Origin of the sequence: Rhodococcus sp. PML026, assembly GCF_000963615.1 — a bacterium.
GTDB lineage: Bacteria > Actinomycetota > Actinomycetes > Mycobacteriales > Mycobacteriaceae > Rhodococcoides > Rhodococcoides fascians.
The window spans coordinates 116,180-130,830 of the sequence record NZ_KQ031375.1 but is presented as its reverse complement, the minus strand read 5'-3'; the positions used below and the strand labels follow the sequence as shown (position 1 = coordinate 130,830).

The following is a 14,651-nucleotide window of genomic DNA, read 5'->3' as shown; positions in this document are numbered from 1 at the left end:
TTGCGAGTGTTCTTCCGTGAAAGAGCACTCGCTCGAATACCATCGGCTTTCGATACTCGAGTGGTCGAATGCGAATCACTACTACCAGGGGACACAGTGAAACTGATCAGAACAGCAACGGTCGCGGTGGCGTTGACCGCAGCCGTAGCCACCGGCGCAGGCCAGGCCGTAGCGGATCCGACGTCGGAGTCGATGAACTACCAGACGTCGGTCAACCCGGATGGAACCGTCAAGACCATCCTCGACGCCGGTCTCTTCCGCGTCGATGCGACGAGCGAGACGGTGTCGATCGTCGACCAGGCCGGCTCCACGGTGGCGTCGATCCCGCTGGAGTACTCCATCAATGGAACCGTCTACTCCATTGCGCCCCTGATCGGTGCCGAAGGTCGGGAGCTCACTCTCACCCCGCAGACCGTTCCTGTCGCTGAGGTCGCAGGCGCGAAGACCAAGCAGCAGGCCTTCGACAACATGGTCAACCAGCTCGCCATCGGATGGAACAACGGCGGCGGCGTCGGCACGGCCATCGGTGCAGGCCTCGGCTTCGCCATCGGCTGCGTCTCGATCTTCCCGAACTTCATCTCGGGCTGCATCATCGGAACCGTGATCGGTACGGTCGCCGGCACGGTCATCGGAATCAACAACGCCAACCCCGAAGCTCAGCCTGCGGTGTTCGAGTACTTCACCACTGCGTAGAGCACGACGGCCACTGGCCGAGAGATGTGGAACAGCGGGTAGAGCGCGTGCGCTCTACCCGCTGTTCGCTGTCCGGCCCGTGAGGGCTCGACGCATCGACACCGCTTTGACCATCGTCTCCTCGAACTCCTCGTCGGGGTCCGAGAGCGCGACGATCGCGCCTCCAACGCCGTACGTGACCTCGTGCTCGGTCGCCACGATCGTGCGAATGACGATCGAGAAATCTGCCGTACCCGTGATCGAGAAGTAGCCGATGGCACCGGAATACACTCCGCGCGGCCCATCTTCGAGCTTGTCGATGATTGCCATCGTGCGAATCTTCGGAGCGCCGGTCATCGAGCCGCCGGGGAACGCCGCTCTGATGCAGTCGGCAGCCGACGCGTCGTCACGCAGCCGGCCACGAACCGTGGAGACCAATTGGTGCACGGGAGCATAGGTTTCGACGTCGAACAGCTTCGGCACGTGTACCGAACCAGGAACGCACACCTGAGCCAGGTCGTTGCGCACCAAATCGACGATCATCAGATTCTCGGCCTTGTCCTTCTCGTTCGCGACGAGGTCGGCCTTGAGTGCGTTGTCCTCTTCGGGGGTGGCCCCGCGCGGCCGAGTTCCCTTGATGGGCTTGGACTCCACGATGCGGTCGGCGTCGATACGCAGGAATCGCTCGGGGGAGGCGCTCAGGACCGAGACGTCGGGAAAATTCAAGAAGGCACTGTACGGGGTGGGATTGATTTCCCGCATGTAGGAGTACGTCGCCGCGGGGTCGATGGAACCGGCCACGGTGGCAGTGTTCGTCAGGCAGACCTCGTAGGTTTCACCGGAACGGATTTCGGCGAGGCACTGAGAGATGAGGTCGAGGTAATGCGTGCGATCGTGCCTCAGCCGTGGCTCGAGGGACAGCTCTGCGCCGAGCAACGGAGCACCGGATGCAGGTATCCCGCTGGGCGCGCTCACGGTCTGCGCCTTCTCGGACAGTCCACTCAGCGTTGCGGTGACCGAGTCGAACCACTGCGCGAGGACCGGATCCCCGGGGGTATCGGCCAACCCCATCAAGTACAGGGTGCCGGCCTCGTGGTCGAACACCAATGCCCGATCGGAGAACACCATCGAGGCGTCGGGGGTCGCCGAGGTGTGCACCAGCTGCCCGCCCGTATCGGCCTTGAGTTCGTACCCGAGGTAGCCGACGTAGCCCAGTCCGAATGCAAAGGGAAGATCGTGCCGCGGGGGAGTAGCTCGGCGACGTAGTTGGGCGTCGATGTAGTCGAAGAACGTCGAGTGGATGTGTTCTTTCGTGCCGTCGGAGCCCTCGACGGTCACCATCGTCTCGGCTACCGAGTACGTCACGTATTCGGCGTGCGGCCCGGAGCAATCGCCCATGACGGTGAATCGGCACTCGGGCTCGAGTGCGGCGCTTCCGTCCAGCCAGAAACTCTTGGTGTCGTGCGCGAACAGCGTCTGGAACACGCGCTCGGAGTCGAAATCGCTGTCGATAGTGCGGGTTTCGATGGTGAACATCGAATCGTGGGTCCCCGCTGCGTTCGCTGCGCTCGACCGCGCTAGCGTCAGATCGCGGAAATTCGCCAGCAGCTCACGCCCGTATTCGGTGCTGATCGACTCGGGGTGGAACTGCACTCCCCACAACGGCTTGCTGTGATGACGAACCGCCATCACCAGACCGTCCGGGGTCCAGGCGACTTCCTCGAAGTCGGCGGGAGTCCGGGTGACGACCAGAGAGTGGTAGCGCACCACGGAATACGGCGAGGGAATCCCCTCGAACAGATCCACCCCGGTGTGCGTGATGTCGGTGATGCGGCCGTGCATCGGTGCGGGGGCCAGATCGACCTCGCCCCCGAAGAGGTGGCACATCCCCTGATGGCCGAGGCAGACACCCAGAATCGGGAGACCGGATTCGCTTATCACTCGACCACTGATACCGAAGTCCTGCTCGACGTCCGGGCGGCCAGGACCGGGCGAGATCACGACGTTGTCGAACGCGGCGAAGTCGAGGGAAGACCACGCGACGTCGTTCTTGACCACGGTCGGTGGTCGGCCGTTGACCTCGGCGAGGAGGCTGTACAGGTTGTAGGTGAACGAGTCGTAATTGTCCACAAGGAGGGTTCTGATCGTCATCGACGTACCTCTATCGTTCGCCCTCGAAGCCAGATTCTGGCCCCGGAGAATCGATGATGAGATCCTCGACGCGACACGCCTCGGCAATCATCGACTTGTACAACTCTTCGAGAAAGTCGGGCGACAATCCGTTCGCGGACGCGAACTCACGAGCCCGTTCGGTCACCACGCCCACCCGGCCCGGCTGCATCATGGGAATACCGAATTCGCGTTTGACGTGGGCCACCCGTACACACACATCGATTCGGTCGCGTACGGCTGCGCGCAAGACCTCGTCGATACCGTCCAATTCGCGGCGCAGTTCCGCCAACTTCTGTTCGCCGACCGCAACGCGTCCGTCCGATTCCGAGTCGGACGCCGCCGTCCGCGGATCGTCGTGCAGACACTGATCGGAACCCTGGCTCACGAGTTGATGCCCCCTGTTTTCGACGACTACGGTGCTGATGATTATCGGTCGCAGCCGACATTTGTTACCGCGATCATCACAGACTCGGTAACCGACTACATGCGATGTTCGATGGTGTCATCCCGAGCCGTTTTCGCGCCACTCAAACTCGAAGAAAACGGACGCTGAACGACAATAATCACACAAGTCACCCGAAAAAAATCTCCGAGTTTCCAACCCATCGAAAAAATGCACCGCCGGATTGTTTCCAATCGGGCGGTGCATCGGTCAGGGGATCAGGCTCCGCGTCGCTTGACCTTCAGCAGATCGAGGCGCTCCTTCAGCAACTCTTCCAGTTCATCCACCGAACGGCGCTCGAGGAGCATGTCCCAGTGGGTACGGGGAGGCTTGACCTTCTTCGCCTCGGGCGCGGTGCCCTCGATCAGAGAACCCTCGAGTCCGTTACGGCACGCCCACGTACCGGGAATCTCGGCGTCGTCGGCGAACGGGACGTCGAATTCCTCACCGTTGTCGCAGCGATAGCGAGCCACGCGGCGGGGTGCCAAATCGTGATCACGATCGGTCTCGTAGCTGACGGCTCCCAGTCGACTACCTCGAAGTACACGATCTGCCATAGTGAAGTCCTCTCCATCGATAGTAGGTATGTGCGCCGATTCCACCGGCCGGTTTCGGCGCGGCCGAGCTTCGTCGTCCACCCACTGATCTACAACGTCGTCGAGCGTCCGTTCGTTCCCGGCTCGCCCGCGCAGATCAAGGCATCTTACCTCGCCGGCAAAGTAGGCTGAGCGACCATGTCCGTGAAAACCCGTCGCAACCAGACGTGCGAGTGGTGCGGACGTCCCATCGACGATGTCGGCACCGGCCGCAAACGACGGTACTGCCGGCAATCGTGCAGACAACGCGCGTACGAGCAGCGCAGTGCCGTCAAGGGGACGTCCATTCCCGTCGACGCCGTCGTGCTGACCGCCGAAGAAGCATCGGCCGTTGCGGATCGCGCATTCGAACTGCGCTGCGCGGCCGAGGACGTCAGCACCGCAGTGGCAGAAGGTGCCGCCGCCGACGAACTGCAGCGCCTGTGCATCGAGCTCGTGGCGAAAGCACACGATGCCGAGCGGCTGCGCTGAGTATTTCCGAAGCTCCTCGCTGTCGTCCTTCGTGCGGCGCGACGGTCGACGACATCGCTCCCGTCGTTGTTCACCGTCTCCGTGGACAATGGGCGACGCACGCGCGTCTTGCGCGGACGCAAAGACACACAGAGGAGCTCCATGGCGTTCTGGGATCAACTCAAGTCCAAAGCACAGGAATTGAACGGGCAGCTGCAAACCAAGACCAGCCAGTTCAAGAACAAGGAGTTCGCCAACGGCAGCATGGCGATGTGCGCTCTCATCGCCGCCGCGGACGGCACGATCGATCCGGCCGAGCGGCAGAAGACGGCAGCGCTGATCGCCGGAAACGAAGCTCTCCGCGTCTTCGAGTCCGATGAGCTCCGCCAGAAGTTCGACTGGTACTGCGACAAGTTGCAGGGTGACTTCGATTTCGGAAAGGTCGAGGCCACCGCGACGATCGGCAAGTTGAAGTCCAAGCCGGACCAGGCCCGTGCCGTCATCCAGATCGGCATCATCATCGGCGGTGCCGACGGGCATTTCGACGACCACGAAAAGGCCGCCGTTCGCAACGCATGCTTCGCAGTGGGAATCGACCCGGCCGAGTTCGAGCTCTGACCCGCTCCGACGTGGGCATCGAGACCGGATAAGGTCTGCGGCGACCGACGACGCTTCGACGTCGTCGGTCGCCGTTGGCGTCCCTGGATTCCATCTGTCCTGCAATTTCCCACTCCGCGGGTTACTTTGCTCGTTCCGGCTGGGTGCACAGACGTCGTCGACGCGTCAGCGGACCGATCGATCCGTGACCGAGGAGACCGAGCATGACTGTTGCCGCGATTTATCTCGTCATCGCATTCGGCCTCGGCGGACTCGCGATGGCGGTGCGACTTCCTCCGTTGGTCGGCTTTCTGGCGGCTGGGTTCGTCATCAACGCTCTCGATGTCGGTGAGGTGCCGCAGCTGGACCTGCTCGCCGACTTGGGGGTGACGCTGCTGTTGTTCGCCATCGGCCTCAAGCTCGATCTCCGCATTCTGTTGCGCCGCGAGGTCTGGCTCACCACGTCGGTCCATCTCGCGATCAGCGTCGCGCTCGGAACCACGGTGTTGTGGTTGGCCGCAGTGGCCGGCCTGGCCATGCTGTCCGGGCAAAGCCTGACGACCATCGCACTCCTGGCCTTCGCCATTTCGTTCTCGAGCACCGTGTTCGTCGTCAAGGTACTCGAGGAGCGGGGGGAGTCGCATGCGCTCTACGGCCGCGTCGCTATCGGCGTCCTCGTCATGCAGGACATCGTCGCCGTCGTCTTCCTGACGGTCACCAGCGGCACTCTGCCCAGCCCATGGGCCTTCACCCTCGTCCTGCTGTGGCCGCTCACGCGAATTCTTCGGAGAATCTGGAGCGGGCTGGGACACGGCGAGATGCAGTCGTTGTTCGGCATCGTGATGGCTCTGGTTCCGGGGTACGCACTGTTCTCCACGCTCGGCCTCAAAGGTGACCTCGGTGCCTTGATCATCGGTGTCCTGTTGGCGTCGCATTCCGCGTCGTCCGAACTCGCACGGTCTCTGTTCCACCTCAAGGAACTTCTGTTGGTGGGCTTCTTCGTCTCGATAGGCCTGTCCGGACTACCCGATGTGCCCAGTCTCGTTGTCGCTCTGCTGATGATGCTCGTTCTGCCGCTCAAATCCGTGCTCTACGTAGCGCTGTTCGCCGCGATGAAACTTCGGTATCGAACGGCCCTGCTCGCAGGACTGAGTCTTATGAACTACTCGGAGTTCGGTCTGATCGTCGTCTCCGTCGGAGTGACGACCGGGCTGCTGGAACCCACGTGGCTGGTCGAGATGTCGATCGCGGTGGCTCTGAGTTTTGTGGTGTCCGCGCTGGTCAATGGCCGCGGCCACCTGATGGTCGAGAAGATGGCGAGCCGGCTGCCCGTCCAGGACGAGCAGAGCCTCCACCCCGAGGAACGCCCCGGTGATGCCGGCGACGCCGAAGTCGTCGTCATCGGCATGGGGCGTGTGGGGTTCGCGGCCTACCAGCGACTGAACGAGCACTACCGATTGGACGTCGTCGGAGTCGACTACGACGGCCCGCGCATCCGTCGACTGGCCGAGCAGGGACTGCGTGTCATCGAGGGCGATGCCACCGACCTCGACTTCTGGCACCGACTACGCAGATCGGATTCCGTCCGGATCGCGGTGCTCGCCATGCCGCGGCACGGTGCGAACGTCACTGCACTGGCGTGTCTGCGAGAGTCCGGCTTCGGCGGAACAGTGGCGGCGGTCGCACGGTACGACGACGAGGTGCAGTGGGCAAAAGACCAGGGCGTCGATATCGCCTTCAACGTCTACGCCGGCGCGGGATTGGAACTGGCCGACCAGGTGGGGCATTCGACCCCGGAATACATCGACGATCGCACCGACTCCGAGCCCGACGAGCCGCGTACACCGGACAACACCGGATAGGCCGGCGGTGCGAGTGATGGAGGCGGTCGCCGGAAACGTATGGGGGAGTCGTCAGGTACTGCCTGCCGCTCCGCCTCCTCCACCTGCACCTCCACCGGACGCAACGGATCCGCTACTGCTGGAGACGAACACACCGGAGAACGCAGACCAGGGGAGGACCACCGGGACACCCGCCGCATAGTCGGCATCCGCGGGTGATGTGAAGGCTCGTAGCGGCGTGTCACTCCCGGGGTCGGTTGCGGCCTCGAGTCGTTTCCGAAAGAACGGGGCCAAACCGAACGCAACGATGTCCGGCAGGGCTACGTTCAGATCGACCGACTCGTCGTTGTCCTTGGCGGCCTGCTTCAGTCCGTCGCGGTACGCCTCCCAGGGGCGAGAGGCGTCCAGGCCCGCGACCGAGAAGCGTGAGTAGGCGATCGCCGTCCACAGTCCTGCAACGAAGAGAAGGCCCGACAACACCACCGCGAGCCACATCGTCGGTGCACCCGACGTCGCCACGGCAATTCCTCCGATCGCGAGAGCGCCGCCGAGTACGCCCAAACCGGCCAACGCTGTCCGGCGTCGACCTGAGCCGTCGGCAACGAATCCGCTGTCCCGCAGTGTTTTCTCCACGAGTTCTTTGGTTGCACCGGGGCCTCGAGCGATCTTCTTCAACTCGTCGCCGGATACGACATCGTCCTCGGCTCGTTCGGCGAGCATCGACCAGACCGCCTGTTGAACCTCGCCCCGGGCACGGGTTCGGTCGACAAACCTGATCTTGACTGTTCCTTTGCCGACCTTTCCCGGCTTCTTGTCCTGCTCGAAGGTGAGCGCATCGGCGGTGGCAAGCGCCAGTACGGCCCCCGGTACGCCGCTGGGCTGCGCGCTGCGGTGCACCAGGGCGGTCGCGTACGCTGCATCGGTGGCCTGGTCCGGTCGAACGGTCGTCGGATATTGTTGGGAGACAGTCGGTTTCGCTCGTCCCCGAAACACCGTTCCCACCAGAAGCAGCCCGAGAAGCGCGAACACCGAACCGGCCCACGGCAGCCAGGTCGAGCCTGGACCGTCGGCGAATCTGTCCAGGGCAGTCACCGGCGGACCGTTGCGAATGTCGGACGCCAGGCGATCTATGCCCGCGGTCAAGCTTCGTGCGACGTCACCATCTCGCAGCGGCGGAATCAGTGTGTCCTCGATGATGGCCTCTTGTTCGTCCCGCGGAACGTTACCGTCGTCGTACGTGGAGCCGACGAAGATGCCCGCGCGAGCCTCGTCGATCTTTCCAGGCTCCCGGTTGATCAGTATTGCGCCTGCAGTGTCCTGGTCGACGCCCGTCAGGGACACCCATCTCTGCTGCAGGTCTTCTACTTGATCCAACGTGTCGTCGGGGTCCGCGTCGAGCTCACGCACGTACGCGATCACGTCCGCACCGGTGTCGGACTTCAAGTTCTCCAACTGACGTTGGATGTCCGCGGTCTGCGCCGGATTCAGGGAAAAACCCGTTCGGTCGTAGACACGCTGACCCGAGGTCAAACCCTCGAAGCCGGCGTCTCCGCCGGACGGATCGTCGGAGCAGCCGACGAGGCCGAACGATGCAATGAGGGCCATCAGTACGGCTGCAGCAACTCGGCGGTGGAAGTTCCGGCGACGGGATGTCTCGAGAAAGGCGTCCATCGAACGAACTCTAACCAGAGTTCGTCTACGGTAGCCAGCACAATCGGCCGACGCGGCAGTGGATATCCAGAACGGGTTTCCTCCCCGTTGTTTCGTCACAGTGACGAAACAACGGGGAGGAAGGAGCAGAGAGGGAGAGGGTGCCGTCCGGTCCGCAGTGCGCCGATCCCATGACAGCGGGCAGTCAGCGGGCCGGCTGCGACAGCTGTTGACCGGAAAACCCGCCACATTTCCCCGCAGGCATTTCGATACCACCGGGACGCGTCGCGTCGACGCAGACTTCGGACAACGAAGAGCTTCAGCCGAATCGACTGCGTCGATGAAACTGGTTGGGATGCAGCGAACCACGAGTCCATCCCAGCGAACTGCAGGTCGACAGTTTGCCGATAATCAACATTATGTCAGGTAATGTCCTGAACGTTCGATCGACCTGGGTAATCGGTTGTCACTGCGGCGGCTCCATGAATTCGATCGTCTCTCCGTGTGGACCCACCGCGTACATCACGCGGGTGCCCACCTTTGCCCCGCCGGCAATAGGTTGAGGAGTTCCCTGCGCCGTCCACCCGAAGTCCGCGATTCGCGTCAGGACCGCGTCGATGTTGTCGACCTCGAAGGCAAGATGCGCGAAACCAGGATCGTGGGGTCGAGAGGATCCCTGCTCTCCCTCGACGTTGCGATATTCCAGCAGTTCGATCGTCTGCCCCGCAACGGATACCACCGCCATCCGGACTGTAGCCCCGTGCGCTCCGGTGACCTCTCCCAGAAACTCTCCACCCATCTCACCGGTGCGTTCGAGGACCGCGCCGAGACCATCGATCCAGAACCGAAGGGCGTCATCGAGGGAACCGACGGCGAAGCCGACGTGGTCGGAGCGGAGGATTCTGAACGACATGCCAGGAGCCTACGCCTGGCATGTTTCACGAATTGCGCTTCTGTTCGGCTCTCATCAGTCCGCCTCCGACGATCAACCGCTGGATCTCACCGGTCCCCTCGTGCAGCCGCAGCAGAATCAGCAAGAGCTCCACCAACTCGGTTACTCCGGAAAATCCGCGCTCCGAGAAAGCCTTTCGTTCGACCGGATGTCGCCCAAGTTTTGTTCCAGCGCACCGATCACGGCGTCGTACCCGCTGTTGCCCAGGATCAGTCGGCGTGGCGGCGGGTCCTGAGCCATCGCTTCGATCACCGCACGGGCACCACGATACGGATCGCCCGGCTGCACCCCGTTCATGTCGACGAAATCGGCACGAACCTGTTCCAGCATGTCGTGGTAATCCGGAATCGCTTCCGCGACAGGCTCGTCGGCGAATCCAGCGTAGGCGTTGGTGCGGAAAGCCCCTGGTTCGACCGCCAACACGGAGATGCCGTGCTCGGCAACCTCCTGGCGCAGAGCGTCGGTGACGGCTTCGATCGCGTATTTCGTAGCGCTGTAGTAGCCGAATCCGACCGCCGCCAGAAGTCCGGCCACTGAGGATACGTTGACGATCCACCCACTTCTGCGGGTGCGCATTCCTGGTAGCACGGCTCGCGTAACGGACAGTACTGCAAAGAAATTCAGCTCGAACATTGCCCGGATCGAGGCTTCGTCCATTCCCTCGATCGATCCGTACCAGCCGCGACCGGCGTTGTTGACCAGCACGTCGATACCGCCGAAATGCTCTTCGGCCGTTCGTACCGCCTGCAGTACCTGTGCCGCGTCCGTGACATCCATGGGCACGACGAGAACGCGGTCACCATACTGATCGGCCCACGACGCCAGTTCCCCTGGACGCCGCGCCGTGAGTACCACGCGGTCCCCCGCGCCCAAAGCCACCTCGGCGTACGCCATGCCGAAGCCGCCTGGGGTGCCACCGGTGATGAACCATCGCTTGCTCATGGCTCGATCACCAACCGGTTGATCAGCGCGCCGTCCAGAGTGAAACGGTAGTGCAGGTCGACGACTCCCCCGGGAAAATTGCCTTCCAGGTGCTGCGTGACGTCGACGGTCGTGCCGGTCGCGGTCGCTCCCGTGAACTCCGTTGTGTAGGTGTACTCACTCTCATTGACCGAGGCGGTCAGCCAGGCCTCGATCTCCTCGCGGCCAGAGTGATCACGACCCTCATCGGTCACGACGGCAGCTTCGGTGAACACGGTGATCACTCGAGCGCCTTGTCGGGCGTCGAGTGCGGTCATGAACTTCTGCACGTTGTCCGGGAGTGCATCCCATTCTGTGGTCATGACACCACGGTGATGCCTCCCCCAGGGGGAAGGTCAATACCGGATCGGCACACCGGTGTTCATGACCGACACTCGCCCCGGCACCCCGTCGACTCACGCTGGTACCCAGGACGTCAAGCGGCGGACCGTGGCTTGCCCAGCAGCAAGCGTGCAGCCAGCCCGGCCAGGAGCGCCCAGAAGGCAGCGCTGACACCGACGATGACTGTGCCGGACGCGGCGGTCACAAAAGTGATGACGACGGGGATTCGCTCTACCGGATCAGCGAACGCGGCGGTCAACGACGCGGCGAGTGTCCCGAGTAGGGCGAGTCCTGCGACCGCGGCAATGACTCCGACGGGGGCAAGTGCAACGAGTGTGCCGAACGACGCCGACGCCACGCCGAGCAACATCAGGACGATTCCCGCAGTCAGACTTGCAATCCATCGGCGAGTGCGATCCACACCCGCGTCCGGCCCGGCAGCCAAGGCGGCGCTGATTGCCGCCAGGTTGATCGCATGCCCGCCGGCGGTCGCACCGAGCAGGGTGCCTGCGCCGGTCACAACCATCGATCGCCGCCACGGAACCTGGTAGCCGAGACCGGCCATGACCGCTACACCCGGGACGTTCTGAGAAGCCATGGTCACGAGGTACAGCGGAAGTGCAATCCCGACGAGAGCCGCGACAGTGAACGTCGGCGACGTGAAATGGACCCGAGGTAGCAGGTCCGCCGGGCCCACCGTGGTATCGCCGGCTGCCACGGTGATGCCGATGACGACTGCGGCAGCGAGAAAGGCGAGGGGCGCGGCCCAACGGGGCGAGAACCGAAGTGCAACAAGCCAAGTCAGGACAACCGGGGCGACAGCGATCGGGTTCACAGCCAACCCGGTGACCGGGCCGAGACAGAGCTGCAGGAGGACCCCGGCGAGCATGGCTTGGGCAAGCGAGGTGGGGATGCGGGTGACCAGCGCCGCGAGCTGGGGTACCAAACCGGTGAGGACGATCAGCACCCCCGTGACCAAAAACGCCCCCACCGCGGCGGGCCAACCGCCATCGACGGTGCCGGTGGTCGCGAGCAGGGCCGCGCCGGGGGTGGACCAGGCGGCGGTGATCGGCAGCCGAGTCTGCCAGGAAAGGACGATGCAGGCCAGACCCATGACGACGGTGACAGCGAGCAGGCCGCTGGCGGCCTGCTCGTGGTTCGCTCCTACCGCTGTCAGGCCGCTCAGGACTACCACGAACGAACTGGTGAACCCGACCAAGGCCGAGACCACGCCTGCCGTGATCGGTGGCGCCAGTCCACCCGTCTTACGTGCATCAGAATCGGCGGTATCACGCGGTGGGGTGTGGCTCATGGTTCTCCTCGGCTCGGTGGGAGCCCAGGCGCGCGGCAGACGTCAACAGACGAGGCCGCTTCCCGATGGTGATCCATCCACAGCGCCAGTCACGGCCCGACCACAGGGTAGACCGAAACTACGGACCATCGGTACCGGAACAACCGTGACCGCTTCATCCCATGGAGCAACCCGACGCGCACCACCCGAACCATCTTGGGTGCCATTGATGCTTTCGCCCGGTATCGAAAAGACTGTGCGCGTTGCGAACCCGGGCAGTCCCCGATGGTCGGCCGACGAATCCGTGCCGCCGCCGAAGAGGGCCACGATTCTATCGGTCGCAGTGTCATTCCGGGTCGTTCGAGCGTGCCTGCGTCTCTTCGATCCGTTGCCTCTGCCGCACACCGTATGCGGCTTCGGTGACTGCGCGATCGTCTTCGAGGCCCGAACCGAGCGCCCCACCGATGGTCGCAATGGACGCGAGTAGCCAAGCGAGACTGAGGTAATCGGAAAAGCCGACCGCGTGTCCGAGGGTGCTGGACAGCAGTCCCGGAGGAAGTGTGAGACACGCGGCCCCCAGCAGCATGCAGAACAGGGCTATGTGGAGGACGACAACGCCGATCACCAACGTCACGGCTGTCGCTGCGTTGTACAGCACAGATCTGTCTCGCTCTTCGGGTGATTTCGGCCGCTCCCACAATTCGTGATCGAGAATCAGCCACAGAACCATCGCCGCAATGGAGAGAATCGTCGCCGCGCACATTCGCCATGGGCCCATTGTGTCGGCGAACAACCAAATCGTGCTGGTAGCCAGCGCGAACGCTCCGGTGGCAAAAGCTCCGACCAGCACTTTCGACAGCCCTGTCACGAGCCGCCACGGCCGGTTCGCCCGCACCATCCCCGACAACAGCCGCAACCGTCGAAGTCCCGAGGGTGCGAAGAAGCGTGTTCCGCCCTCGATGTTCTCGCTGGGAAACCGCGATGGTGCGCCGGGTGGGGCTAGTTCCGGTTCACCCACGGCATAGGCGATTGCCAGTTCGGTCACCGTGCGGACGCGGTCCTCGATATGCACACCACCCACCGCTGCAACGGAGATGAGTGCGAACAATCGTTCGGCGCTGACGTCGGCCACCACCGGCATGGTGTCTTCTCGCCGTGGCAGATCGGTGAGGTAGACGACGATTTCTGCGTCCTCCGAAGACGGATCGACAGCGTCGATAACGTCCGCCAAGTCCGCTTGCTCTCCAGAGAGGTACGGCTTACTGCGTACTCGCGACGTCCATCTGCGTTCGCGGTGGTCTCTGCTTCGTAAGTGTTGCGGTAGGTGCGCAGCCACCCGGTGTGCGAGCGCAGTGGGTTTGCCGGGATCAGCGATCAATAACACCGAAGCCGGTTCGCCTGCCGAACCCGCTCGATCCACCTGGTTGTGGTCGATCCCCGACACCGCACTATTCTAACCAGTCCGGTCCGATCCGGGAACCCTCTGGCTCGAGAATTCTTGAGGCTCGGCGAATTCGGCATCGGTTCACCAAACCGATGTCCGCACAGAGGTTTTCGCTGCTCACTCGGTCGCCGGCTCACGCGCGGATTGTCACGATGTGTCCACTCCGGACCATCTCATGATTCGCAGGGCGCGCAGGGTATTCCACCTGCTCGGACGCCCATCGCCATTCTCCATCGGAAAGTGGACCGCACCGGCGTGAGTTCTGTCCAGCAGCCAAGTGCCGTCGTCGCACTGTCTCGACCGGATGTGTTCGATTGCCTCCGTCAACCTCGGGTCGACGAAAGATCCAGCGGTTCGGAAGTAGTCGACTCCACGAAGCAGGTCGTAATGCCACCAGGTCGGAAAGGAGAAAAGCAACCAGTTCGGTTCGACGAGCTCCCCCGTGCTCACCCTCCTGGCCAGCCGGCGTTCCAGAAGGTACTCCTCGCCTCGGTGGCGTGCGGCAATCGACGCGGGAGTGCCGCCCGTGGCTCGTTCGTGCTCGAGCAACCCTTCGAGCACACAGATCGTCGAGTGAAAAGACCCGCGAGTCGATCCGTACTCCGCCTCGCAGTTCCAGCCGCCGTCGGCGAGCTGATCTTTCACCAGTCTGGTGACGATCGCGTCGACGTCGACTCCGAAATATGCACCCACGGCGACGGTCCTCCCGTTGATGCAGGGCTCGACTTCACCGTCGAAGAACCGTTGGCGTGCGTGTTCCCACCGGCAATTCCGGCGCACCGCCTCGATGGCGGTCCGTACTTCACCGGCGTACGGGTCGACACCTATCTCGCGCAGCAACGTCAACGAATGAAGCGTCGAAGTCCACGGCTGCCCTCCTGAGAAATCGCCGTCGCAACCCGATGGGAAGCAAGCACCTCCGGCCCACAGGCCGTTCGGGTCGCGTGCAGCAAGCAAACGAGCGCCCCAGCCTTCGTACACAATTCGGTTGCGCTCACTCGCCACATCAGCAGGCGGCGCGTCGCGCAGATCGCGCAGGACCTGCCATCGAATCGCTGAATCGGAATCGAGCAGCCACTCGTCGATGACCATGAAGGCGAGGCTAGCAATGAAATCGATTTTTTCGGCGCTGTGTGCGGACGGGTCATCGGGCATTCTCTACGTTCCGAATTTCTGCGGAATTGCCGAGACAATTGGTGAAGACATCCGACTCGCTGCACGTGATTCTCGGGGAGGGTCCGA

The 14,651-nt window shown here is 63.1% G+C and carries 15 protein-coding genes and 1 riboswitch; of the genes, 5 read left to right on the top strand and 10 right to left on the bottom strand.

Going from position 1 to position 14,651, the window contains the following annotated elements:
• Window positions 1–96: 96 nt before the first annotated feature.
• Entirely contained in the window at window positions 97–693 is a 597-nt protein-coding gene (locus VF34_RS16215; protein ID WP_032365824.1) for a DUF8020 domain-containing protein, read from the top strand.
• Window positions 694–747: 54 nt separating this feature from the next.
• Here the strand turns inward: VF34_RS16215 and pabB are convergent, their stop codons facing one another.
• The 3 genes from pabB to VF34_RS16200 all read right to left on the bottom strand — a co-directional run bounded on the left by pabB (window position 748) and on the right by VF34_RS16200 (window position 3,843).
• Window positions 748–2,823, bottom strand: coding sequence for an aminodeoxychorismate synthase component I (gene pabB, locus VF34_RS16210; RefSeq protein ID WP_032372412.1), 2,076 nt, complete (start codon window positions 2,821–2,823; stop codon window positions 748–750).
• 10 nt (window positions 2,824–2,833) lie between these two features.
• The gene (locus VF34_RS16205; RefSeq protein ID WP_027497119.1) at window positions 2,834–3,229 is read right to left on the bottom strand and encodes a chorismate mutase family protein; all 396 of its coding nucleotides are present in this window, start codon (window positions 3,227–3,229) and stop codon (window positions 2,834–2,836) included.
• A gap of 275 nt (window positions 3,230–3,504) precedes the next feature.
• Entirely contained in the window at window positions 3,505–3,843 is a 339-nt protein-coding gene (locus VF34_RS16200) for an RNA polymerase-binding protein RbpA (protein WP_027497120.1), read from the bottom strand.
• Between the two features lie 30 nt (window positions 3,844–3,873).
• On the opposite strand from VF34_RS16200, the gene VF34_RS25025 reads away from it, so the two are divergent.
• The 4 genes from VF34_RS25025 to VF34_RS16185 all read left to right on the top strand — a co-directional run bounded on the left by VF34_RS25025 (window position 3,874) and on the right by VF34_RS16185 (window position 6,791).
• Window positions 3,874–4,014: a hypothetical protein gene (locus VF34_RS25025; protein WP_155288453.1), complete on the top strand. Its 141-nt coding sequence runs from the start codon at window positions 3,874–3,876 to the stop codon at window positions 4,012–4,014.
• A 6-nt stretch (window positions 4,015–4,020) separates the two neighbouring features.
• Window positions 4,021–4,353 carry a hypothetical protein gene (locus tag VF34_RS16195; RefSeq protein ID WP_027497121.1) on the top strand — a complete coding sequence of 111 codons (333 nt, stop codon included), beginning with the start codon at window positions 4,021–4,023 and terminating at the stop codon, window positions 4,351–4,353.
• A 141-nt stretch (window positions 4,354–4,494) separates the two neighbouring features.
• Window positions 4,495–4,950: a tellurite resistance TerB family protein gene (locus tag VF34_RS16190; protein ID WP_027497122.1), complete on the top strand. Its 456-nt coding sequence runs from the start codon at window positions 4,495–4,497 to the stop codon at window positions 4,948–4,950.
• Window positions 4,951–5,153: 203 nt separating this feature from the next.
• Complete coding sequence (locus VF34_RS16185) at window positions 5,154–6,791, top strand: cation:proton antiporter family protein (RefSeq protein ID WP_032372411.1); 1,638 nt, start codon at window positions 5,154–5,156, stop codon at window positions 6,789–6,791.
• A 51-nt stretch (window positions 6,792–6,842) separates the two neighbouring features.
• On the opposite strand, the gene VF34_RS16180 is transcribed toward VF34_RS16185, so the two are convergent.
• The 7 genes from VF34_RS16180 to VF34_RS16150 all read right to left on the bottom strand — a co-directional run bounded on the left by VF34_RS16180 (window position 6,843) and on the right by VF34_RS16150 (window position 14,501).
• The gene (locus VF34_RS16180) at window positions 6,843–8,441 is read right to left on the bottom strand and encodes a TPM domain-containing protein (protein ID WP_032372410.1); all 1,599 of its coding nucleotides are present in this window, start codon (window positions 8,439–8,441) and stop codon (window positions 6,843–6,845) included.
• Between the two features lie 445 nt (window positions 8,442–8,886).
• Complete coding sequence (locus VF34_RS16175; RefSeq protein ID WP_032372409.1) at window positions 8,887–9,333, bottom strand: VOC family protein; 447 nt, start codon at window positions 9,331–9,333, stop codon at window positions 8,887–8,889.
• Between the two features lie 141 nt (window positions 9,334–9,474).
• Window positions 9,475–10,314, bottom strand: a complete 840-nt coding sequence (locus tag VF34_RS16170; protein ID WP_032372408.1) for an SDR family NAD(P)-dependent oxidoreductase — start codon at window positions 10,312–10,314, stop codon at window positions 9,475–9,477.
• The gene (locus VF34_RS16165) at window positions 10,311–10,655 is read right to left on the bottom strand and encodes a nuclear transport factor 2 family protein (protein ID WP_052062820.1); all 345 of its coding nucleotides are present in this window, start codon (window positions 10,653–10,655) and stop codon (window positions 10,311–10,313) included. Before VF34_RS16165 ends, VF34_RS16170 begins: the two co-directional genes overlap by 4 nt.
• Before the next feature lie 113 nt (window positions 10,656–10,768).
• On the bottom strand, window positions 10,769–11,986 hold the full coding sequence (locus VF34_RS16160; protein ID WP_045841755.1) for a benzoate/H(+) symporter BenE family transporter: 1,218 nt from the start codon (window positions 11,984–11,986) through the stop codon (window positions 10,769–10,771).
• A 15-nt stretch (window positions 11,987–12,001) separates the two neighbouring features.
• Window positions 12,002–12,089, bottom strand: a riboswitch (ZMP/ZTP riboswitch).
• Between the two features lie 222 nt (window positions 12,090–12,311).
• Window positions 12,312–13,409, bottom strand: coding sequence for a hypothetical protein (locus tag VF34_RS16155; RefSeq protein ID WP_155289451.1), 1,098 nt, complete (start codon window positions 13,407–13,409; stop codon window positions 12,312–12,314).
• Window positions 13,410–13,556: 147 nt separating this feature from the next.
• Window positions 13,557–14,501 (bottom strand): hypothetical protein, encoded by a 945-nt coding sequence (locus VF34_RS16150; protein ID WP_032372766.1) that lies wholly within the window; start codon window positions 14,499–14,501, stop codon window positions 13,557–13,559.
• Between the last annotated feature and the right edge of the window lie 150 nt (window positions 14,502–14,651).